Source organism: Pseudomonas sp. FW507-12TSA (assembly GCF_058781435.1).
Genome location: NZ_JBYSWT010000001.1, coordinates 28,827 through 50,785 on the forward strand (window position 1 = coordinate 28,827; position 21,959 = coordinate 50,785).

Below are 21,959 nucleotides of genomic sequence, written 5' to 3' on the forward strand. Positions count from 1 at the left end.
TTGGGTTTGGGGCGGCTTAGATTGCGTCGGTATCGGTTTCGCCGGTACGGATGCGAATAGCCTGTTCCAGATTGACCACGAAGATCTTGCCGTCACCGATCTTGCCGGTGTTGGCAGCCTTGGTGATGGCCTCGATGACCCGGTCCAGATCCTTGTCGTCGATGGCGACATCGATCTTCACCTTGGGCAGGAAATCGACCACGTATTCCGCGCCGCGGTACAGCTCGGTATGGCCCTTCTGCCGACCGAAGCCCTTGACCTCGGTGACGGTAATGCCCTGCACGCCGATTTCGGACAGCGACTCGCGCACGTCGTCCAACTTGAACGGCTTGATGATGGCGGTGACTAGCTTCATGAAACTCTCTCCCGAATTGGTGGACTTGCCCCAGGAAAACAAACCCGACTCAAGTCTAAGCGCAGTGCCTGGCTTTGTAACGCATCGTCGGCCCTCCTCAACCGGACCGACGCTAGCCGCCCTGACGAAACACTCCCCGTTTCGTCGGTCGCACTGCATTCGTCACAGCGACTGCATCAGTGCATGGGTCACCAGGGTCTAAGCAGAAAGCTTGCCAGGTCGGGAAACACCAGCGATTTCATGAAGTTGCCCGCGGCCCGCGGCCAGGGGCGGGAAAACCCGCCACCGATACGCACGATAACGGTGCGCGCGGTGGCGGCCCGATGCGCAAAAAACGTGCAGGCCGGGCGGCGCCAAGCCCTCGGTTCGTGCGTGATACACTGCGGCCCATCAGCTATTCAGGACATTCCCATGCTCGCCCCCAAAGATCTCCTCGACGCCCTGAGCGGTCATGCCTCGCGCTTGTTCAGCGGCGAAACTCCCCTGCCGCGCAACGAAATCGAAAGCCAGTTCAAGGCCCTGCTGCAAAGCGGCTTCAGCAAGCTGGACCTGGTCAGCCGGGAAGAATTCGACAGCCAGATGGTGGTCCTGGCGCGTACCCGGGCCCGCCTGGAAAGCCTGGAAGCCAAGGTCGCCGAGCTGGAAGCCAGGCTTGAGCCGAAGGATCAATGAGCTGACACCCTCCTCGCCGGCCGCGCGCCTTCATCAAGGCTGAAGGACAGGCCGGCGACACATCCTGTCTGCATTGCCCAGCGCTCGCGCTGCCCCCCCTCGCCTATCCTTGCAACACCGCAGGATGCGGTTCCCGCCGCTGCAAGGAAGAACGTCGCATGTCCCTGGCCATCATCCACAGCCGCGCCCAGATGGGCGTACAGGCTCCGGCCGTCAGTGTCGAAGTGCACCTGGCCAACGGCCTGCCGAGCCTGACCCTGGTGGGGCTGCCCGAAACCGCGGTCAAGGAAAGCAAGGACCGGGTCCGCAGCGCGATCCTCAAAGCCGGCTTCGACTTCCCCGCCCGGCGCATCACCCTCAACCTGGCTCCCGCCGACCTGCCCAAGGACGGTGGCCGCTTCGACCTGGCGATCGCCCTGGGCATCCTCGCGGCCAGCCAGCAACTACCGGCCACGGCGCTGGATCGCGTCGAGTGCCTGGGCGAGCTGGCGTTGTCCGGGGCCGTGCGCCCGGTGCGCGGCGTGCTGCCGGCGGCCCTGGCAGCAAGGGATGCCGGCCATGCCTTGCTGGTGCCCCGGGCCAATGCCGAGGAAGCCTGCCTGGCCTCGGGCCTGAGCGTGATCGCGGTCGACCATTTGCTGGAGGCGGCGGCCCATCTCAACGGGCAGGCGCCGATCCCGGCCTGCGTCAGCCAGGGCCTGCCCCATGACCGCGCGCCCTACCCCGACCTGCGCGACGTCCAGGGCCAGCTGGCCGCCAAGCGGGCCCTGCTGGTGGCTGCGGCCGGGGCCCACAACCTGCTGTTCTGCGGCCCGCCCGGCACCGGCAAGACCCTGTTGGCCAGCCGCCTGCCCGGCCTGCTGCCACCGCTGCAAGAACACGAGGCCCTTGAGGTAGCAGCCATCCAGTCGGTGAGCAGCCCCGCCCCGCTGGAACACTGGCCACAGCGTCCGTTCCGCCAACCCCACCACTCGGCGTCGAGCGCAGCCCTGGTGGGCGGTGGCTCGAAACCGCAGCCCGGGGAAATCACCATGGCCCACCATGGCGTGCTGTTTCTCGACGAGCTACCGGAGTTCGACCGCAAGGTCCTGGAGGTCCTGCGCGAGCCCATGGAATCCGGGCAGATCGTCATCGCCCGGGCCCGCGAGCGGGTGCAGTTTCCGGCACGCTTCCAGTTGGTGGCGGCGATGAACCCCTGCCCCTGTGGATACCTGGGCGAACCCAGTGGCCGCTGCCGTTGCACACCGGAGCAGATCCAGCGCTATCGCAACAAGCTCTCCGGCCCGCTGCTGGATCGCATCGACCTGCACCTGACCGTCGCCCGCGAGGCCACGGCCCTGAACCCCGCGCCGCAACCGGGCAACGACAGTGCCAGCGCCGCCGACCTGGTGGCCCGTGCGCGCAACCTGCAACTGCGGCGCCAGGGCTGCACCAACGCCCTGCTCGACCTGCCCGGCCTGGCGCGCCATTGCAGGTTATCCACAACCGACGAGCGCTGGCTGGAAGCAGCCTGCGAGAACCTCGGCCTGTCGCTGCGCGCCGCCCACCGCCTGCTCAAGGTGGCCCGGACCCTGGCCGACCTTGAACAGGCCACCGCCATCGGCCGCGAGCACCTGGCGGAGGCACTGCACTATCGCCACGGCAGCGGTTGAAGGTTCAGTCATCCAAACCCAGCAGCAACCCGGCAACCTCCATGACCTCCGCCAACGCGGCCTGTTGCGCCGCAGCTGAAGCCTGCAGCAGCAGATCGTCGGTGTAGCCCATGGCCAGGGCGAAGATCTGCCGCGCCGCCCGCCCGGCATCCGCGCAGCGAAATACCCGGGCCTGGACGCCAGCGGCGATGATCGATGCCAGCAACGCCTGCCACTGGCCATTGATTCGCAGGTAGACCTCGGCCAGCTCGGCGTCGTGCATGGCTTCATCCCAGGCATCGAGCCACAGCCCCCAACCGACGGAGTTGGAGTCCGTCAGGCAATCGAGGAGAAATATCCGCAGGGCCTCGGCCGGCTGCACATCGCGCACCAGGTCCTCCACCGCCGCCAACTGGCCATCGGCGAAACGCACGAAGGCCTCGCGGCGCAGTTCCTTGAAGTCGCTGAAGTAGTGGTAGATGTGGCTGCGGGACAGGCCGGCATGCTCGGCCAGGTCACGGGTGGAAACCTCGGCGAAACCCTTGCTGTGAAACAGTTCCAGGGCTGCGCCGATGATCTGGTCCTTTCGGTCGTTACGGGACATCGGCAATCGAACCTCTTGGTGCCGGGATGACCGGCACTTGCATTTTGAGCGATCGCTCAAGGATAATTGAGCACTCGCTCAATATTAACCGTTATCTCATTTGTGGTGCAGTCATGTCTGTCGTCACTCGCCCCGCCATCGCGGATCCCACCCAGAAACTCGGCCAGCAGTCCGCCGGCCAGACCCTCAAGGCCATCGCTCGCGCCTATCCAGGCAAGCTGTTCGTCACCTTGTCGCTAGTGGCCCTGGAGAACGCCCTGCTGCTGGCCTACCCGCTGTTCGCCGGGTTCGCCGTGGACTCGATCCTGCGTGGCGATACCACCCACGCCCTGGTCTACGCCATGGTGGTGCTGGGTTTCTGGGTCGTCGGCGCGGCCCGACGGGCCGTGGATACCCGGACCTTCACCCGCATCTATGCGGACCTGGCCGTACCGGTGATCCTCAACCAGCGCCAGCAACAGCAGAACACCTCGACCGCGGCGGCGCGGGTGGTGCTGGCCCGGGAGTTCGTCGACTTCTTCGAGAAGCACGTGCCGATCATCGCCACCGCCCTGGTCTCGATCATCGGTGCGGCGGTGATGCTGCTGGCCATCGAACCCTGGATCGGCCTGGCCTGCCTGGTGGCGCTGGTCCTGTGCGTGGTGTTGCTGCCGCGTTTCGCCCGGCGCAACCAGCAGCTGCACGAGCGCCTGAACAACCGCCTGGAAAAGGAAATCGGCCTGGTGGCCAGGGTCGGTGCCCAATCCCTGCAGCGCCACTACCGCCTGCTGTCGCGGCTACGGATCTGGCTCTCGGACCGGGAAGCCACGGCCTACCTGTTCCTCGGCGTGGTGGCGGCAGTGCTGTTCGTGATCGCCATCACCCAGCTGTCGCTGTCACCCGAGGTCAAGGCCGGCCATGTGTACGCAGTCATGACCTACCTGTGGACCTTCGTCAGCAGCATCGACGAAGCGCCAAGCATGGTCGACCAGTTGGCGCGCCTGCGGGATATCGGCAAGCGCGTGGATCCGGGGCTCGGCGACGCCACCGAACCCCAATAAGGCTCAGAACGGCCGGATGCGCACACCACCGTCCCCCTGGTCGGCGAACTTGTAGTACGCCGACAGGTTGACCTGCTCGGCGATGTGCTGGGCGAAGGACACCCCATCGTCACCCCAGACCCGGCCGATATGGCTGTAGGCAAAGGCCTGGGCCGCCCACTTCTTGTCGCCCTTGCCCATGTTGTTCATGGCCACGTAGCCCGATGACTGGTCGGACATGCCACTGACCTTGCCGCTGACATCGTTCTGGCCATTGGTGACCGGGGAGATGAACACCTTGGCACTGGAGGTCCGGGCCTCGGCGTACTGCGAGAGCTTCTGGTTCTCGGAGTGGTTGAGCACCAGCAAAACCTTGCCCTGCAACTGGCTGGCGGTGGGCCAGTCCTTGCCCTTGAGGTTCTTCTGCAAGGCCCCGGCACTGCTGCCGATGGAGCTCGCCAGGTCCTGGGGGGTATAGAGCTTGCCCTGGAAGATCCGGCTCACCAGATCGTCGAAATCCTGCGGTGTGCGCCCGGAACTGGCTTTTGACCAACCCTGCTTCTTGTCCAGGATCACGGTGATGGGGAAATGCCCCGGATGGCCGTCGCTCCAGTTCTTGATGTCGTTCAGGCAGGCTTCCAGGTCGTTCTTGCCGGTGCCATCGCCCGTGCAGTTATTGTCGTTGCCGGACTGGAACAGGGTGCCCGGGTTATGCCGCACGAACCAATGCCGTGGCGAGCCTCCGGTGGCCGCGTCGCGCTGGTCCCAGAAGTCCAGCTCCAGGGTGCGCACACTGTCGAGCACACTGCTGAAGGTGCCTGCGTACTGCTTTTCATAGCAGTTGTGGCAGGCCACCTGGGCAATGCGGTTGAACGGCGTGGTCCAGGCTGCCGGGGCGATGAACGCCGGGCTTTCCTGGCCGAAGGCTGCGTGACCGAGCAAAAGCGTCGACACAGCCAATAGAGGGGGAACGAAACGGGATAGACGAGTCATGCTTGCTCCTGCTGAAAGGTCAGTCCTTGAAGGGCAATCAACCGCTCATCTGTTTTAGTCCAATCATGCGTCATTGCAACCAGCGCCCTCCAACGCCAGGCCGGAGGGCAGGTGCCGTCAACGGAAGCGATCGACCTCGTGGCGCAGGTCGGCAGCCAGGGCCTCCAGCTCGCGTGCGGTAACCGCCAGGTTGGACACCACCTCACGCTGTTCGCTGTTGGCCTGGGCGATGCTCTGCAGGTTGCGGCTCAGGACCGTGGCCGTGCTGCTCTGCTCCTGGGTCGCGGTGGTGATGGCGGCGAATTGCTCGCCGGCACTCTGGCTCTGCTCGTCGATCAAGGCCAGCGCCGCGGCCACTCCGGCGTTGCGTGACAAACCTTCCTGCATCAAGCGGTTGCCCTGCTCCATGGTCTGGATGGCATTGCCGGTTTCCTGCTGGATGCTGCTGATCATCTGCGAGATTTGCGCGGTGGCCTCGCGGGTACGCGAAGCCAGGTTGCGTACCTCGTCGGCCACCACCGCGAAGCCCCGCCCCTGCTCCCCGGCACGGGCCGCCTCGATGGCTGCGTTGAGGGCCAGCAGGTTGGTCTGGTCGGCGATGGCGGTGATGACCCCGACGATCCCGCCGATTTCCTCGGAGCGCTGGCCCAGGGTGTCGATCACCGCCGCGGTGCTGCCCAGCGCCCCGGCGATCTGTTCCAGGGACGACGAAGCCTGCTCCATGGACTCGCGGCCGATATGGGTCTGCTCGGCGTTCTCCTCCGCCAGGCGCTGGGTGCTGCCCATGTTGTCGGCGATGTTCAGCGACGTGGCGCTGAACTGCTCCACGGCCCCGGCCATGCTGGTGATTTCCCCGGACTGCTGCTCCATGCCTTCGTAGGCACCGCTGGACAGCCCGGACAGCGCCTGGGCCCGGCCACTGACCTCGGTGGCGGAGCGGCGGATGTGCTCGACCATGGTCGACAAGGCCTCGCCCATCTGGTTGAAGCTGCGGGCCAGTTGGCCGATCTCATCGTGGCTGGAAACATTCAGCCGCGCGCTCAGGTCACCACCGCCCAGGGCCTGGGCCTGGCGTACCAGGTCGCCCAGGGGCGCCAGCTTGCTACGCAGCAACCAGACCGTGGCGCCCACCGCCAGCAGCATCGCCAACAGGCTGCCGATCACCAGGCGCAGCCCCACGCTCCAGGTCACCTGGCGGATCTCGGACTTGGGCATGCTCGCCACCACCGACCAGGGGCCGTCGGCGAAAGGCATCGCCAGGCTGTAGAAGTCCTCGCCACCATCGCTCCAGAAACGCCCCTTGCCCGGCTCCTTCGCCGCGTCTACCAGGACCTGCGCTGCCTGGTCCAGGGCCTGCACGCCGGCCGGCGGCACCAGCCACTTGTGCTGTTCGTCGAGCAGGGCCAGGGAGCCGCTCTGGCCGATGCGGAAGCGCTTGAGATTGGCGAACTGCGCGTTCTGCGCGTCGGTGTAGTCGAAACCCACGAACAACACGGCGATCACTCGGCCACTGCGGTCCGTCACCGGGGTGTACTGGGTCATGTAGAAGCGCTCGAACAGCAGCGCCCGGCCAACGTAGCCCTGCCCGGCCATGAGCTTCTGGTAGGCCGGATGGGCGTGGTCGAGCAAGGTGCCGATGGCGCGGCTGCCATCCTGCTTGCTCAGGGAGGTGCTGACACGGATGAAATCGTCGCCGCTGCGCACGAACAGGGTCGCGACCCCGGCGGTCATCTGCTTGAACCCATCCACTTCATCGAAGTTGTTGTTCAGCACCACATTGCCCAGGTGCAAGCCAGGAGTCTGCACCCCGGCGACGGTCACCGGCTCGTCGGGATGCACGCTCAGGCCACTGCGAAAGCGGTTCTCGAACAAGCCGCTCAGGCGCTGGGTACTCTCGCGCAGGCTGCCATGGAAGGTGTTGAGTTGGTCGGCCAGCAGGCGGGCTTCGCTGGCCAGGTGTTCTTCGCGGGTATCGAGGTTCGCCGAATCCAGCGAACGCAAGGCAAACAGGGTGCTGCCGCTGATCACCAGGGCGAGTACCAGGGCAAGGGCTAGCCCTAGCTGGGAGGCTATCCGGGCACGGGGTTGGGACATGATGGCTCCTGGCCGAGAAGGCGGATCATCCTGATCACGTGGCACGCTCGGCAGCAATAATTCCAAGATTTTCTAGTGAGTTAGGACCTTCCTGAACGCTGGTTCCATATCCCAGGATTCGGCGGCGCCCGGCAATACTTGAGCGGCTTGCAAGGATATATCTCCAGCCCCGCCAACCGGGAGCTTCAACGTTTCAGCCCAGACGCTCCACCTGGGGCAGCTGCATGGCCGCGACCTCCCCTTGCAGGAAGTCGCTCAGGCGCCGCAGGCGCTCGCCGCCGGGCCGGGTCCTGGGCCATACCAGATAGTAGTCCAGGCCACTGGCCACCGCCGTCGGCCAGGGCAGGCTCAAGCGCCCCTGGGCCACGTCCTCGGCCACCATCAGCAGATCGCCCATGGACACACCGTAGCCCCGTGCCGCAGCGATCATCCCAAGCTCCAGGGTGTCGAACACCTGTCCGCCCTTGAGCGAAACCCGGTCGGCCAGCCCCATGTGCTCGAGCCAACTGCGCCAGTCGCGACGGTCCGGGGTCGGGTGCAGCAACTCGGCGCTCGCCAGGCGCGCCGCATCCCAGGGCTGGTCGTTGAGCAGGTTCGGCGCGCCCACCGGGATCAGCAGTTCCGGGAACAGGCAGCTGGACTCCCAGTCGGCGGGAAAGTGGCCGTTGCTCAGCAGCACCGCACAGTCGAAAGGCTCCTGGTTGAAATCCACCGAGTCCACATCCATCCAGGCACTGGTGAGCTGCACTTCGTTGCCCGGCTGCAAGTGGCGGAAACGACTGAGCCGCGCCAGCAGCCAGCGCATGGTCAAGGTCGACGGCGCCTTCATGCGCAGGATGCCGTCTTCACCGTGCAGGATGCTGCACGCCCGCTCCAGGGCTGCGAACCCTTCACGCACGCCCGGCAACAGCAGGCGGGCCGCCTCGGTCAACAGCAGGTTGCGTCCGCTACGCTGGAACAATCGGCAGGCGAAGTGTTCTTCCAGGGTACGGATGTGCCGGCTGACGGCGCTCTGGGTGATCGACAGCTCTTCGGCGGCCCGGGTGAACGAACTGTGCCGGGCGGCGGCCTCGAAGGCCCGCAAGGCGTAGAGAGGGGGTAGACGGCGGGACATGCTCGGGCTCCGACAGCGCAATGACGCCACGCTACCAGAAAGCGCTTCGCATGAGTTTTTATCATGCGAGCAAGTATATTTATCGCTTTGTGCAACGGGCCAAGAGCGCCGAGAATCAGCGCCTCTACCGATATCCACCTGATCGAGCCTGATGACCATGCAGCATCCTGCACGTACCGAACTCTGGGCCATCCTGCGGCTGGCGGGGCCGTTGATCGCCTCGCAGCTGGCGCACATGCTGATGGTCCTCACCGACACCCTGATGATGGCTCGCCTGAGCCCCGAGGCCCTGGCCGGCGGCAGCCTGGGGGCGGCCAGCTATTCCTTCGTCTCGATCTTCTGCATCGGGGTGATCGCCGCGGTGGGTACCCTGGTGGCGATCCGGCATGGCGCTGGCGACATCGAGGGCGCCACGCGCCTGACCCAGGCCGGCGTGTGGCTGGCCTGGCTGATGGCCCTGGTGGCCGGCCTGCTGCTGTGGAACCTCAAGCCAGTGCTGTTGCTGTTCGGCCAGACCGAAAGTAACGTCCAGGCCGCCGGCCAGTTCCTGCTGATCCTGCCCTTCGCCCTGCCCGGCTACCTGAGCTTCATGGCCTTGCGCGGCTTCACCAGCGCCATCGGCCGGGCCACGCCAGTGATGGTCATCAGCCTGTGCGGCACGGTGGCCAACTTCCTGCTCAACTACGCGCTGATCACTGGCATGTTCGGCCTGCCCAAGCTCGGGCTGGTGGGCATCGGCCTGGTCACCGCCATCGTCGCCAATTGCATGGCCGTGGCCCTGGCCTGGCACATCAAGCGTCACCCGGCCTATGCCGCCTACCCGCTACGCCAGGGGCTGTCGCGGATCAACACCCGCTACCTGCAGGAGCTGTGGCGCCTGGGCCTGCCCATCGGTGGCACCTATGCCGTGGAAGTCGGGTTGTTCGCCTTCGCCGCGCTGTGCATGGGCACCATGGGGAGCACCCAGCTGGCGGCCCACCAGATCGCCCTGCAGATCGTTTCGGTGGCGTTCATGGTCCCGGCGGGAGTCTCGTACGCCATCACCATGCGCATCGGCCAGCACTACGGGGCCGGGCAATTGCTGGACGCGCGCCTGGCAGGCAGGGTCGGCATCGCTTTCGGCGCAGTGGTGATGCTGGGATTCGCGGCGGTGTTCTGGCTGCTGCCGAACCAGTTGATCGGACTGTTCCTGGATCACAACGACCCGGCCTTCGCCCCGGTGATCCATCTGGCGGTGAGCCTGCTGGCGGTGGCGGCCTGGTTCGAGCTGTTCGATGGCACCCAGACCATCGCCATGGGAGCGATCCGCGGCCTCAAGGATGCCAAGACCACCTTCCTGGTGGGCCTGGGCTGCTACTGGCTGATTGGCGCGCCTTCGGCCTGGCTGATGGCCTTCACCCTGGGCTGGGGGCCGACCGGCGTCTGGTGGGGCCTGGCCCTGGGCCTGGCTTGCGCCGCCATCAGCCTGACCCTGGCGTTCGAGTGGCGGATGCGGCGCATGATCAAGCGCGAGGGGGCGACGCCGGCCATGGACCTGCAGCCCGAGTGAGCCCCTGGCTCAGACCACTTCTTCGTGGAGCGCGCGCTGGCTGTTGCCGAAGGTCAGGTACTCCACCAGCTCGGCCAGCGGCAGCGGCTTGCTGATCAGGTAGCCCTGGGCCTGGTCGCAGCCGAAGTCGCGCAACAGCGCCAGTTGCTCGGCGGTCTCCACGCCTTCGGCCACCACCTCCAGGTTGAGGTTGTGCGCCAGGTTGATCATCGCGTGGACCAGCTTGCGGTTTTCCTCGCGCTGCTCCATGCCGCCGACGAAGCTCTTGTCCACCTTGAGCAGGGCGATCGGCAGGCTGTTGAGGTGCACGAACGAAGAGAAACCGGTACCGAAGTCGTCCAGGGAAAAGCGCACGCCCAGCCGCCCCAGGGCGTCCATGGTCTGCTTCACCAGGTCGCTGCGGCGCATCACGGCGGTTTCGGTCAGCTCGAACTCCAGCCACTGCGCTTGCACCCCATGCTCGGCGATCAAGCGCCCCAGCGTCGACAGCAGCTGGCTGTCCTGGAACTGGCGAAACGACAAGTTGACCGCCATGTGCAGCGGCTCCAGCCCGCGCTCGCGCAGGGCTTGCATATCCCGCAGGGCGCGGGAAATGACCCAGTAGCCCAGGGGCACGATCAGTCCGCTCTGCTCGGCCAGGGGCACGAACTCGCTGGGCGGTAACAGGCCGCGCTCGCCATGGCGCCAGCGCACCAGGGCCTCAAGGCCGACGATCTTGCCATCATGCAGGTTCAGCCGCGGCTGGTAGTGCAGCTCCAGCTCATCACGGCGCAGGGCCCGGCGCAGCTCGCTTTCCAGGTCGGCCAGGCTGCGCGCGTTGCGGTTGATCCGCTCGTTGAAGATATGAAAGGTGCAGCCCTGGGTGCTCTTGGCCTGCTGCATGGCGATGTGCGCATGCCACATCAGCGGATCGGCACCGGCGTTGGCGCGAGCGTGGGCGATCCCCAGGCTGCAGCCGATCAACAGGCTTTCACCATCGATCCAATAGGGTTCGGCCATGGCTTCGGTGATGCGTTCGGCCATCCATTCGGCGCGCTGTGGAGCGCGGCGGGTATCGATCAGCAAGGCGAACTCATCGCTGCCCAGGCGCGCCAGCTGGTCACCGGCCTCCAGCTGGCTCTTGAGCCGCGAGACCACCTGCAGGATCAGCCGGTCACCGGCCTGGTGGCCCAGGGCATCGTTGGCGTGGCGAAAGTTGTCCAGGTCCAGGTGGCCCAGGGCCAGGCCGCGCCCGTCGTTTTCCGCCAGGCGCGCCGCCAGCAGCGTCTGGAAACCCTGGCGGTTGGCGATGCCGGTCAAGGGGTCCTGCTCGGCCAGGCGCTGCAAGGTGTTCTCCAGCACTCCGCGCTCGCGCACATGGCGCAGGCAACGACGCAAGGCGTCGGTGCTCAGGCTCGAACCCACCAGCCAGTCGCTGGCCCCCACCGGCGTCACCGTGGGCTCCTGGTCCAGCAACAGGATCGTGGGCAGGCTGCAACGCCCGGGTCCGGGCTGCAGTTGTGGAATGGTCAACAGGACCGCGTTGCGATCATCTTCGAACAGTCGGCTGACCGACTCCCAACTGGGAGCGTTGATCAATACCACCGAGTCTCCCAACGGAGCGACACACTCGCGCAACAACGCTGTCCATACCGGCTCGAGGGCCAGTAGCAGCACACGCAAGGGTTCGACAGGCTTGGACAAGCTAGCTCCCTAGACTCTGCAAAAAAGTTGGCGGCGGGCATTATGGCGCGCAAAAGGACAATATCAATTGATATTGATTATCATACGCAATTTCTTGTACCGCTCTAATTCGAACATTAGACGCATATTTAGCGCGCATCCTGCGGGAAAGTATCAAAACCGGCAAATTTAGATAGCGTTATGCGTCACAAGTCGGAGAGACGCAGCAGAATCCGTTCATCCTGTTAAAATGCCCGCCCTTTTCGCAACCGATCCCTTTTTACCGTCATGTCCCGACTCAATCCCCGGCAGCAAGAAGCCGTGAACTACGTCGGCGGCCCTCTTTTGGTGCTCGCCGGTGCAGGCTCCGGCAAGACCAGCGTGATCACCCGCAAGATCGCCCACCTGATCCAGAACTGCGGGATCCGCGCCCAGTACATCGTCGCCATGACCTTCACCAACAAGGCGGCACGGGAAATGAAGGAACGGGTCGGCACCCTGCTGCGCAGCGGCGAGGGTCGCGGCCTGACCGTATCGACCTTCCACAACCTGGGCCTGAACATCATCCGCAAGGAGCATGCGCGGCTGGGCTACAAGCCGGGCTTCTCGATCTTCGACGAGACCGACGTCAAGGCCCTGATGACCGACATCATGCAGAAGGAGTATTCCGGGGACGACGGCGTCGACGAGATCAAGAACATGATCGGCGCCTGGAAGAACGACCTGATCCTGCCCGCCCAGGCCCTGGAAAACGCGCGCAACCCCAAGGAACAGACCGCGGCCATCGTCTACACCCACTACCAGCGCACGCTCAAGGCGTTCAACGCAGTGGACTTCGACGACCTGATCCTGCTGCCGGTGAAGCTGTTCGAGGAGCACGCCGACATCCTCGAGAAGTGGCAGAACAAGGTGCGCTACCTGCTGGTGGACGAATACCAGGACACCAACGCCAGCCAGTACCTGCTGGTGAAGATGCTCATCGGCACGCGCAACCAGTTCACCGTGGTAGGCGACGACGACCAGTCGATCTATGCCTGGCGCGGCGCGCGCCCGGAAAACCTGATGCTGCTCAAGGACGACTACCCGTCCTTGAAAGTGGTGATGCTGGAGCAGAACTACCGCTCCACCAGCCGCATCCTGCGCTGCGCCAACGTGCTGATCTCCAACAACCCCCACGAATTCGAAAAGCAGCTGTGGAGCGAGATGGGCCACGGCGACGAGATCCGCGTGATCCGCTGCAAGAACGAGGACGCCGAGGCCGAGCGGGTGGCCATGGAAATCCTCACCCTGCACTTGCGCACCAACCGTCCCTACAGCGATTTCGCGATCCTCTACCGGGGCAACTACCAGGCCAAGCTGATCGAGCTGAAGCTGCAGCACCACCAGGTGCCCTATCGCCTGTCCGGCGGCAACAGCTTCTTCGGCCGCCAGGAAGTGAAGGACCTGATGGCCTACTTCCGCCTGATCGTGAACCCCGATGACGACAACGCCTTCCTGCGGGTGATCAACGTGCCGCGCCGGGAAATCGGCTCCACGACCTTGGAGAAACTCGGCAACTACGCCACCGGACGCGGTATCTCCATGTACGCCGCCACCGAGGAAATCGGCCTGGGCGAGCACCTGGACAGCCGCTTCACCGACCGCCTGGCACGCTTCAAGCGCTTCATGGACCGGGTCCGCGAACAATGCGCCGGCGAAGATCCGATCGGCGCCCTGCGCAGCATGATCATGGACATCGACTATGAGAACTGGCTGCGCACCAACAGCTCCAGCGACAAGGCCGCGGACTACCGGATGGGCAACGTCTGGTTCCTTGTCGAGGCCCTGAAGAACACCCTGGAAAAAGACGAAGACGGCGAGATGACCGTCGAGGACGCCATCGGCAAGCTGGTCCTGCGGGACATGCTGGAACGCCAGCAGGAAGAGGAAGACGGCGCCGAAGGGGTACAGATGATGACCCTGCACGCCTCCAAGGGCCTGGAGTTTCCCTACGTGTTCATCATGGGCATGGAGGAGGAAATCCTCCCCCATCGCTCCAGTATCGAAGCCGATACCATCGAGGAGGAGCGACGCCTGGCCTACGTGGGCATCACCCGCGCGCGCCAGACCCTGGCCTTCACCTTCGCGGCCAAGCGCAAGCAGTACGGCGAAATCATCGACTGCGCGCCAAGCCGCTTTCTCGACGAACTGCCTCCGGACGACCTGGCCTGGGAAGGCAATGACGACACGCCGACCGAGGTCAAGGCCGTTCGCGGCAACAACGCTTTGGCCGATATACGCGCGATGCTAAAGCGGTAAAATCGACTATTTTTCAACAGACCCTTGGCCCCAAAGTGGCCATCAGAGGAAGCTCCGTGGAAGCACTGCACCAGAAAATTCGCGAAGAAGGCATCGTGCTTTCCGATCAAGTACTGAAAGTCGACGCCTTTCTGAACCATCAGATCGATCCGCAGTTGATGAAATTGATCGGCGACGAATTCGCCAGGCTGTTCAAGGACTCGGGCATCACCAAGATCGTGACCATCGAGGCCTCCGGCATCGCTCCTGCGGTCATGACCGGCCTGAACCTGGGTGTACCGGTGATCTTCGCCCGCAAGCACCAATCCCTGACCCTGACCGAGAACCTGCTCTCGGCCACCGTCTACTCCTTCACCAAGCAAGTGGAAAGCACCGTGGCCATCTCGCCACGGCACCTGACCAGCAGCGACCGCGTGCTGGTCATCGACGACTTCCTGGCCAACGGCAAGGCCTCCCAGGCCCTGATCTCGATCATCAAGCAGGCCGGCGCCACCGTGGCCGGCCTGGGCATCGTGATCGAGAAATCCTTCCAGGGCGGCCGCGCCGAACTGGACTCCCAGGGCTACCGCGTGGAATCCCTGGCGCGGGTCAAATCCCTGGCCGGCGGCGTGGTCACTTTCATCGAGTGACCCGGCGCCAGGCTCACGGCTGACGAGTGGCCTGCAGGCCAGCCAGCAACAAGCGCTGGTACAGGTCTTCACGCAGGCCCTCGGGCTGCTCCAGCCCCATGCGCTCCAGGTGCTCGGGAAATGCCTCGGGCTCCGGCGCGTCGAAGGCTGCCTTGCCCAGCTCGAGGATCTCGCTGAGCTTGAACTTGCTCTTGAGCCAGTTCAGCGCCCGCAGCAAGTCGCGCTCCTGGGCGGTGAAGTCACTGCCCAGCGGATACTCTGGAAACAGGTGGCGGTGGCGCGCCTGGATGTCCAGCAAGCGCTGCGGAGTGTTATCGGCAAAGCGCGGATCCAGGCGGAAGTCCCTGGGCAGCTTGCCGGCCTTCTGTGCCTGTTCCATCAGCCCGGGCTGGAAACGTGAATCGCTGATGTTGAGCAACGCCTCGATCACCTTCGCATCGGACTTGCCCCGCAGATCGGCGATCCCGTACTCGGTGATGACGATGTCCCGCAGGTGCCGCGGGATGGTGCAATGGCCGTACTCCCAGACGATGTTGGAACTGACCTCCCCGGCCGACTCCCGCCAACTGCGCAGGATCAGCACCGAACGGGCATCCGCCAGGGCATGGCCCTGGACCACGAAGTTGTACTGCCCGCCCACGCCGCTCAACACCCGCCCGCCCTGTAACTGATCGGACACCGCGGCGCCCAGCAGGGTCATGGTGAACGCGCTGTTGATGAAGCGTGCATCGCGACGTTGCAGGCGCTTGAGCTCCTCATAGCCATACAGCTCGTTGATGTAGCTGATGGCGCTCATGTTGAACTCCGCGAGCCGCTCCTTGGGCAGCTCGCGCAGGCGCTGGTAGAAGCTGCGCGGCCCGAGGAAGAAGCCGCCATGGATCGCAACCCCGCCCGGCGTGGAGGGGTCCAGGGTTCCGGCATTGGCCTGTTCCTGCAGCTCCTGGCTCGGGTAGACCTTGCGCCGCACGATCCCGGCATCGGCCAGGGCCAGCAAGCCGTTGACGAACATCTCGCTGCAACCATAGAGCCCCTGGGCAAACGGCTCGACGCCGCCCTCGCGATCGATCAGCGGCTGCCAATGATCCACCTGCAAGTCCGCCAGCAAGGCACGGTAGCCCTGGTTGTCCGCCTGGCGTGCGAGCAAGGCGGCGGTCAGCGCATCGCCCATGGAACCAATGCCGATCTGCAGGGTGCCGCCATCGCGCACCAGGGTACTGGCGTGCAGGCCGATGCAATGGTCTTGCACGCCCACCGGCATGTTCGGCGTGGAAAACAGCGTGCTGCGCTCTTCTTCGTCGATCAGCAGGTCGAAGTCCCTCGCCTGGACTTCAGCGTCGCCCGGCATGTAGGGCAGGTCCGCATGGACCTGGCCGAGGATCAGGATGGTCTCCCCGGCGGCGCGGCGCTTGGCGATCAGCGGCAGCATGTCCAGGGTGATGTCCGGGTTGCAGCTCAGGCTCAGCTGGCCAGGCCGCTGCGGATCGCGGGCCACCAGCTGGGCCACCAGGTTCAGGCCGGCGGCATTGATGTCCCGGGCCGCATGGCTGTAGTTGCTGCTGACGTAGTCCTGTTGCGCCGCCGCGCTGTGCAGCAGGCTGCCGGGCTGCATGAAGAACTGCTCGACGCGGATGTTGGCCGGCAGGCTGTCGCGGTGCAGGTCGGCAAGGAAGTCCAGCTCGGGATAGTCGCCGAACACCCGCTCGACGAAGGGTTCGAGAAACCGCCGCTGCAAGCCGTCGCCCAGGGCCGGGCGCCCCAGGCTCAGGGCGGTGTAGATGGTCAGTTGGCGTTCGGGCAACTGGGCGATGCGCCGGTACAGGGCATTGGCGAACCGATTGGGTTTGCCCAGCCCCAGGGGCATGCCCATGTGGATGTGTTGCGGCAAGCGGGCGAGTACTTCATCCACCGCCTGCTCGATGGAACAGGATTGCAGCATCTGACCCTCCAGGAACCGTCCGTGAATTGGGGTTGGACCGAGCTTGCCGGGAGTTTGCTGCATTGAACAGGGCGCAGGTCAAATCGCGCCCACAAAAAAGCCGCTCGCAAGCGGCTTTTTCGCTGCAGATGACCGCTTATTTCAGGCCGGACATCTTCTGGATCGCGCCCTTGAGCTCCTCATCGGAGCAATCGGCGCAGGTGCCTTTAGGAGGCATGGCATTGATGCCGGTAATCGCCTTGGCCAGGATGCCATCGAGGCCGCCCTGGTGATCGGCACGCTCTTTCCAGGCAGCGGTATCGCCGATCTTCGGTGCGCCCAGCAGGCCACTGCCGTGGCAAGCGTTGCAGTGCTTGGCGATCACGTCGTCCGGCGACTTGGCGCCACCGCCACCGCCTGCGGAGGCAGCGACTTCCATCCCCTTGCATTCCTGACCCTGGACACAGACCTGGCCAACGGGCTCGAGGCGCTTGGCGATATCGTCATTGGTCGCAGCTTGAGCGCTGACTGCCCAAAGGGCCAATACGGTTGCTGGTGCGGCCAGCATTTTCATAATTAGGTTCACGCGTACACCCTCAATGGTGGCTAGTCACGCCTGCGGCCACGGTTTCGCAGGCGGGCGAAAGTATAACGGTTAGCCCGCCACACTGAAACAACCCCAAAGTCGAAGGGGTCTTGATCGCGGCGAAATGTCGCTGGGGCCTCGCTGCAAGCCTTGCAGGACGCCTCTTGGTCTAGAAATTCGCTGGGGTGGCTGCGCTGATTAGTCGCGCCGGCGCATCGAACGGATTACGGAAACGATGGGGCTTGGTGCTTTCGAAATAGTAGCTGTCACCGGCCTCGAGGATGAAGGTTTCCAGGCCTACCACCAGTTCCAGGCGACCTTCGAGCAAGATCCCGGTTTCTTCGCCGTCATGGGTGAGCATCTCCTCACCGGTGTCGGCGCCCGGCGGGTAGATCTCGTTGAGAAAGGCAATGGCGCGGCTCGGGCGTGCGCGCCCCACCAGCTTCATGGTCACGGCGCCATCGGAGATGTCGATCAGTTCGTGGGCTTTGTAGACGATCTGCGAAGGAGTCTCCTGGAGAACTTCCTCGGAAAAGAACTCCACCATGGACATGGGGATGCCGCCCAGCACCTTGCGCAACGAGCTGATCGAAGGACTGACGCTGTTCTTCTCGATCATTGAAATGGTGCTGTTGGTGACGCCCGCGCGCTTGGCGAGTTCACGCTGGGACAAACCCTTCAGTTTACGGATGGATTGCAGTCGTTCACCGACGTCCAATACGGCAGTCTCCTAGGCGGGAATCAGGCGTTGTTGTAATCGAGCGTTATCATGGCGACAGCGTTCAGTATTTACAACACTTGCCCCGGATTCCCCCAGGATAGGCGACTTTCGGTACGGCCCGCGGGGCCTCAGCCCTCGCTGTACACCAGCGGCACCCGCCGCAGGTTGCAGAAGAACTGGTAGGGGATGGTATCGGCCGCCAGGGCGACCTCGCTGGCCAGGATGTTCTTGCCCCACAGTTCCACGGTCGAGCCCAGGCCGGCCTCGGGCACGTCCGTCAAATCGACACACAGCATGTCCATGGAAACCCTGCCCAGCAGGCGGCTGCGCTGGCCGGCCACCAGTACCGGGGTGCCGGTGGGCGCATGGCGCGGATAGCCGTCGGCGTAACCCATGGCGACCACGCCGATCCGCATCGGCTTGTCGGTGATGAACTTGGCACCGTAGCCGATGGGCTCGCCGGCAGGCAGCTCACGCACGCAGATGACCTTGGACTCCAGGGTCATCACCGGTTGCAGGCGCTCGGCCAGCGAGTTGGCCTCTTCGAACGGCGTCGCCCCGTAGAGCATGATGCCCGGGCGCACCCAGTCGCTGGGCGCACTCGGCCAACCCATCAGCGCCGGCGAGTTGCGCAGGCTGACCTCGGCCCCAAGGCCCTGGCGGGCCGCTTCGAATACCGCGATCTGCTCGGTGCTGCTGGTGCAATGCAATTCGTCCGCACGGGCGAAGTGGCTCATCAGCACGATCTTCTCGACCTTGCCGCTGGCCTGCAGCCGCTGGTAGGCGCCCTGATAGTCCTTGGGGTGCAGGCCGACCCGGTGCATGCCCGAGTCCAGCTTGAGCCAGACCGTCAGCGGCTTGGCCAGGTTCGCTTGCTCGATAGCCTCCAGCTGCCACAGCGAGTGCACCACGCACCAGAAATCATGCTCGATGATCAGCGCCAGCTCCGACGCCTCGAAGAAACCCTCCAGCAACAACACCGGCGCGCCAATGCCCGCGGCGCGCAGCTCCAGGGCTTCCTCGATGCAGGCCACGGCAAAACCGTCGGCGCAATCCTCCAGGGCCTGGGCGCAGCGCACCGCGCCATGGCCATAGGCATCGGCCTTGATCACCGCAAGGGCACGGGCACCCGAGACTTCGCGGGCCAGTTGATAGTTGTGACGCAGGGCTTGGAGATCGATCAGGGCACGGGCAGGACGCATGGCGGCAGACTTCTAGGCGGTCATGGGAATAAAAACCGGTGCTGGATGGCGCAGAACCGCCACCGGCACCGGGAGAGGGATCTTTTCGTTTAAGGCAGGGCGGCCACTACCGACAGCTCGACGAGGATTTCCGGCTCGCAGAGCTTGGCCTCGACGGTGGCCCGGGCCGGTGCCACGCCCTTGGGCAGCCACTGGTCCCAGACACTGTTCATGCCTTCGAAATGGGCATCGATGTCCTTCAGGTAGATGGTCACCGACAGCAGCCGGGTCTTGTCGGTGCCGGCCAGGTCCAGCAAGCGCTCGATGCTGGCCAGGGTTTCCCGGGTCTGTTGCTCAATCCCGGCCTGCAGGTTGTCCCCGACCTGTCCGGCCAGGTAGACGGTACCGCCGTGAACAACGATCTGGCTCATGCGCTCATTGGTGAGCTGGCGCTGGATTGACATGTTTAGCTGACTCCTGAGGGTTGCCATAACGGGAAATGTCGAGGCCTTCGGCACTGATCTGCGGCTTCTTCTTGGCCATCAGGTCCGCCAGCAGGCGGCCCGAACCGCAGGCCATGGTCCAGCCGAGCGTACCGTGGCCGGTGTTCAAGAACAGGTTGCGATACGGCGTGGCGCCGACGATCGGCGTGCCATCCGGGGTGGTGGGACGCAGCCCGGTCCAGAAGCTGGCCTGGGACAGGTCGCCGCCCTGAGGATAGAGGTCGTTGACGATCATCTCCAGCGTTTCACGCCGGCGTGGGTTCAACGACAGGTCGAAACCGGCGATCTCGGCCATGCCGCCGACCCGGATACGGTTGTCGAAACGGGTGATCGCGACCTTGTAGGTTTCGTCCAGGATGGTCGACGTCGGGGCCATCGCCGAGTTGGTGATCGGCACGGTCAGGGAGTAGCCCTTGAGCGGATATACCGGCGCCTTGATGCCCAGTGGCTTGAGCAATTGCGGCGAGTAGCTGCCCAGGGCCAGCACGTAGCGATCGGCGGTTTCCAGCTTGCCGTCGATCCACACGCCGTTGAGCCGGTCGCCGGCGAAGTCCAGGCGCTGGATGTCCTGGCCGAAGCGGAACTCGACGCCCAGCTTGACGGCCATTTCCGCCAGGCGGGTGGTGAACATCTGGCAGTCGCCGGTCTGGTCGTTGGGCAGGCGCAGGGCACCGGCGAGGATGTTGGTGACGCTGGCCAGGGCCGGCTCGACCCGGGCGATGCCGTCGCGGTCCAGCAGTTCGAAAGGCACGCCGGACTCCTTGAGCACGGCAATGTCCTTGGCCGCACCGTCCAGTTGCGCCTGGGTACGGAACAGCTGGGTGGTACCCAGGCTGCGACCTTCATAGGCGATGCCGGTTTCCGCCCGCAGTTCGTCGAGGCAGTCGCGGCTGTATTCGGACAGGCGCACCATGCGCTCTTTGTTCACGGCATAGCGGCTGGCGGTGCAGTTGCGAAGCATCTGCGCCATCCACAGGTATTGATCGACGTTGGCGGTGGCCTTGATCGCCAGCGGGGCGTGGCGTTGCAGCAGCCACTTGATGGCCTTGAGCGGAACGCCCGGGGCGGCCCATGGCGAGGCATAGCCAGGCGACACCTGGCCGGCGTTGGCGAAGCTGGTTTCCATGGCAACGGCAGGCTGACGGTCCACCACGGTCACTTCGAATCCGGCTTGAGCCAGATAATAGGCACTGGTGGTTCCGATAACGCCACTGCCCAAGACCAGAACGCGCATTTTCATATCCTCATCGCGGCTGACCGCCGCCGGTTGTTATTCGAAGCAAAGATGCGCGCAGTGTAAGAAACATCAGGCAGTGATTTTCACTATATAACCGCCTATATTTGGCGAGAATTCTCGGCAATATCGCTTTTCACGGAGGGGCATCCCCTATGAGAACCAACCACCAGACCCGCCGCGCCCTGGACAAGATCGACCGCAACATCTTGCGCATCCTGCAGGCCGACGGACGCATTTCCTTCACCGAGCTGGGGGAACGGGTCGGCCTCTCCACCACCCCCTGCACCGAGCGGGTACGGCGCCTGGAACGCGAAGGGATCATCATGGGCTACAACGCCCGCCTCAACCCGCAGCATCTGAAGGGCAGCCTGCTGGTCTTCGTCGAGATCAGCCTGGACTACAAGTCCGGCGACACCTTCGAGGAGTTCCGCCGGGCGGTGCTCAAGCTGCCCCACGTGCTGGAGTGCCACCTGGTCTCCGGCGACTTCGACTACCTGGTCAAGGCACGGATCTCGGAGATGGCCTCGTATCGCAAGCTGCTGGGCGACATCCTGCTCAAGCTGCCCCACGTGCGCGAATCCAAGAGCTACATCGTGATGGAGGAAGTGAAGGAAAGCCTGAGCCTGCCGATTCCCGACTGAAGGCTAGCAGGCCGTTGAAAAACCTAGGCGAGGCAGCTAGCGCAAGGCGCAAACAGGCGAAAAAGCGCGGTCTACGCGTGGTAAATGGGCATTTTGACCGGGCTGGCGCACCAGCCTGTTTTCAAGGCAGCGATGGCAACGCAGGTAGATTTTCAACGGCCTGCTAGACCAGCACCTGGCGCTGGCTGGCCATGTAGTCGTGGATCTGCTTCTCGACCTGCGGATGGATCAGCTCCACCGGGTGCCGGCCATTGGGGCACGGCAGGCTCGACGTGGTGCCGAACAGGCGGCAGATCAGCGGTCGCTCGTCATACACCGTGCACCCCTCGGGGCCCAGGTGCACACAGTCCAGCGCCGCCATGGCCGCGTCCTGCTCGGCGGCAGTCTTGCGTGGCAGGCGGGACATCTCCTCCGGCGACGTGGTGACCGGGCCGCAGCAGTAGTGGCAACCAGGCACGCATTCGAAGGAGGGAATCTGCTGGCGCAGGCTACGGACGATCTGGCGGTTACAGCTCATTAAAAGGCCTACAGGCGCGTGGACGGCCGTGGATTCTG

General features: G+C 64.5%; 20 protein-coding genes and 1 pseudogene. 7 read left to right on the forward strand and 14 right to left on the reverse strand.

Translation table 11 applies throughout. The features are described from left to right. Window positions 1–16 precede the first annotated feature (16 nt). Window positions 17–355, reverse strand: a complete 339-nt coding sequence (gene glnK, locus AC3WK8_RS00170; RefSeq protein WP_002555808.1) for a P-II family nitrogen regulator — start codon at window positions 353–355, stop codon at window positions 17–19. 411 nt (window positions 356–766) lie between these two features. Between glnK and AC3WK8_RS00175 the strand changes: the two genes are divergently transcribed. Then, window positions 767–1,027: an accessory factor UbiK family protein gene (locus AC3WK8_RS00175; protein ID WP_022641805.1), complete on the forward strand. Its 261-nt coding sequence runs from the start codon at window positions 767–769 to the stop codon at window positions 1,025–1,027. Window positions 1,028–1,185: 158 nt separating this feature from the next. Further along, on the forward strand, window positions 1,186–2,679 hold the full coding sequence (locus AC3WK8_RS00180; protein ID WP_103326392.1) for a YifB family Mg chelatase-like AAA ATPase: 1,494 nt from the start codon (window positions 1,186–1,188) through the stop codon (window positions 2,677–2,679). Window positions 2,680–2,683: 4 nt separating this feature from the next. Here the strand turns inward: AC3WK8_RS00180 and AC3WK8_RS00185 are convergent, their stop codons facing one another. After that, window positions 2,684–3,262: a TetR/AcrR family transcriptional regulator gene (locus AC3WK8_RS00185; RefSeq protein WP_103326391.1), complete on the reverse strand. Its 579-nt coding sequence runs from the start codon at window positions 3,260–3,262 to the stop codon at window positions 2,684–2,686. Window positions 3,263–3,288: 26 nt separating this feature from the next. On the opposite strand from AC3WK8_RS00185, the gene AC3WK8_RS00190 reads away from it, so the two are divergent. Next, window positions 3,289–4,302 (forward strand): ABC transporter six-transmembrane domain-containing protein, encoded by a 1,014-nt coding sequence (locus tag AC3WK8_RS00190; protein WP_103326390.1) that lies wholly within the window; start codon window positions 3,289–3,291, stop codon window positions 4,300–4,302. A 3-nt stretch (window positions 4,303–4,305) separates the two neighbouring features. Here AC3WK8_RS00190 and AC3WK8_RS00195 read toward each other — a convergent pair whose 3' ends face one another. The 4 genes and pseudogenes from AC3WK8_RS00195 to AC3WK8_RS00210 all read right to left on the reverse strand — a co-directional run bounded on the left by AC3WK8_RS00195 (window position 4,306) and on the right by AC3WK8_RS00210 (window position 8,482). Further along, complete coding sequence (locus AC3WK8_RS00195; RefSeq protein ID WP_085594246.1) at window positions 4,306–5,274, reverse strand: Ca2+-dependent phosphoinositide-specific phospholipase C; 969 nt, start codon at window positions 5,272–5,274, stop codon at window positions 4,306–4,308. 117 nt (window positions 5,275–5,391) lie between these two features. Next, complete coding sequence (locus tag AC3WK8_RS00200) at window positions 5,392–6,252, reverse strand: methyl-accepting chemotaxis protein (RefSeq protein ID WP_372238142.1); 861 nt, start codon at window positions 6,250–6,252, stop codon at window positions 5,392–5,394. A 42-nt stretch (window positions 6,253–6,294) separates the two neighbouring features. Beyond that, window positions 6,295–7,368: pseudogene (locus AC3WK8_RS00205) on the reverse strand (Cache 3/Cache 2 fusion domain-containing protein); the annotation flags it as partial. A gap of 193 nt (window positions 7,369–7,561) precedes the next feature. Next, window positions 7,562–8,482, reverse strand: a complete 921-nt coding sequence (locus tag AC3WK8_RS00210) for a LysR substrate-binding domain-containing protein (RefSeq protein WP_085594241.1) — start codon at window positions 8,480–8,482, stop codon at window positions 7,562–7,564. A gap of 157 nt (window positions 8,483–8,639) precedes the next feature. Between AC3WK8_RS00210 and AC3WK8_RS00215 the strand changes: the two genes are divergently transcribed. Beyond that, window positions 8,640–10,031 carry a NorM family multidrug efflux MATE transporter gene (locus AC3WK8_RS00215; protein ID WP_172681657.1) on the forward strand — a complete coding sequence of 464 codons (1,392 nt, stop codon included), beginning with the start codon at window positions 8,640–8,642 and terminating at the stop codon, window positions 10,029–10,031. A 9-nt stretch (window positions 10,032–10,040) separates the two neighbouring features. Here AC3WK8_RS00215 and AC3WK8_RS00220 read toward each other — a convergent pair whose 3' ends face one another. After that, window positions 10,041–11,714 (reverse strand): putative bifunctional diguanylate cyclase/phosphodiesterase, encoded by a 1,674-nt coding sequence (locus AC3WK8_RS00220; protein ID WP_053133681.1) that lies wholly within the window; start codon window positions 11,712–11,714, stop codon window positions 10,041–10,043. A gap of 267 nt (window positions 11,715–11,981) precedes the next feature. Here AC3WK8_RS00220 and rep point away from each other — a divergent pair, with 267 nt between their 5' ends. Together rep and AC3WK8_RS00230 are read left to right on the forward strand one after the other, a co-directional pair. Next, a complete protein-coding gene (gene rep, locus AC3WK8_RS00225; RefSeq protein ID WP_085594239.1) occupies window positions 11,982–13,991 on the forward strand; it encodes a DNA helicase Rep in 2,010 nt (669 codons plus the stop codon). Between the two features lie 56 nt (window positions 13,992–14,047). Next, window positions 14,048–14,620 carry a xanthine phosphoribosyltransferase gene (locus AC3WK8_RS00230; protein ID WP_022641819.1) on the forward strand — a complete coding sequence of 191 codons (573 nt, stop codon included), beginning with the start codon at window positions 14,048–14,050 and terminating at the stop codon, window positions 14,618–14,620. Between the two features lie 13 nt (window positions 14,621–14,633). Here AC3WK8_RS00230 and AC3WK8_RS00235 read toward each other — a convergent pair whose 3' ends face one another. The 6 genes from AC3WK8_RS00235 to dadA all read right to left on the reverse strand — a co-directional run bounded on the left by AC3WK8_RS00235 (window position 14,634) and on the right by dadA (window position 20,760). Further along, complete coding sequence (locus tag AC3WK8_RS00235) at window positions 14,634–16,556, reverse strand: acetyl-CoA hydrolase/transferase C-terminal domain-containing protein (protein WP_103326389.1); 1,923 nt, start codon at window positions 16,554–16,556, stop codon at window positions 14,634–14,636. Between the two features lie 136 nt (window positions 16,557–16,692). Next, entirely contained in the window at window positions 16,693–17,109 is a 417-nt protein-coding gene (locus AC3WK8_RS00240) for a c-type cytochrome (protein ID WP_031320691.1), read from the reverse strand. A gap of 181 nt (window positions 17,110–17,290) precedes the next feature. Then, the gene (locus AC3WK8_RS00245) at window positions 17,291–17,839 is read right to left on the reverse strand and encodes a cupin domain-containing protein (protein ID WP_053133672.1); all 549 of its coding nucleotides are present in this window, start codon (window positions 17,837–17,839) and stop codon (window positions 17,291–17,293) included. A gap of 131 nt (window positions 17,840–17,970) precedes the next feature. Then, window positions 17,971–19,044, reverse strand: coding sequence for an alanine racemase (gene alr, locus AC3WK8_RS00250; RefSeq protein WP_103326388.1), 1,074 nt, complete (start codon window positions 19,042–19,044; stop codon window positions 17,971–17,973). 89 nt (window positions 19,045–19,133) lie between these two features. Continuing rightward, window positions 19,134–19,487 carry a RidA family protein gene (locus AC3WK8_RS00255; protein WP_022641824.1) on the reverse strand — a complete coding sequence of 118 codons (354 nt, stop codon included), beginning with the start codon at window positions 19,485–19,487 and terminating at the stop codon, window positions 19,134–19,136. Beyond that, window positions 19,459–20,760 carry a D-amino acid dehydrogenase gene (gene dadA / locus AC3WK8_RS00260; protein WP_053133665.1) on the reverse strand — a complete coding sequence of 434 codons (1,302 nt, stop codon included), beginning with the start codon at window positions 20,758–20,760 and terminating at the stop codon, window positions 19,459–19,461. The genes AC3WK8_RS00255 and dadA overlap by 29 nt, the downstream gene beginning before the upstream one ends. Window positions 20,761–20,915: 155 nt before the next feature. On the opposite strand from dadA, the gene AC3WK8_RS00265 reads away from it, so the two are divergent. Beyond that, window positions 20,916–21,404: an Lrp/AsnC ligand binding domain-containing protein gene (locus tag AC3WK8_RS00265; RefSeq protein ID WP_011064210.1), complete on the forward strand. Its 489-nt coding sequence runs from the start codon at window positions 20,916–20,918 to the stop codon at window positions 21,402–21,404. A gap of 163 nt (window positions 21,405–21,567) precedes the next feature. Here the strand turns inward: AC3WK8_RS00265 and AC3WK8_RS00270 are convergent, their stop codons facing one another. Next, window positions 21,568–21,921 (reverse strand): YkgJ family cysteine cluster protein, encoded by a 354-nt coding sequence (locus AC3WK8_RS00270; RefSeq protein ID WP_103326387.1) that lies wholly within the window; start codon window positions 21,919–21,921, stop codon window positions 21,568–21,570. Between the last annotated feature and the right edge of the window lie 38 nt (window positions 21,922–21,959).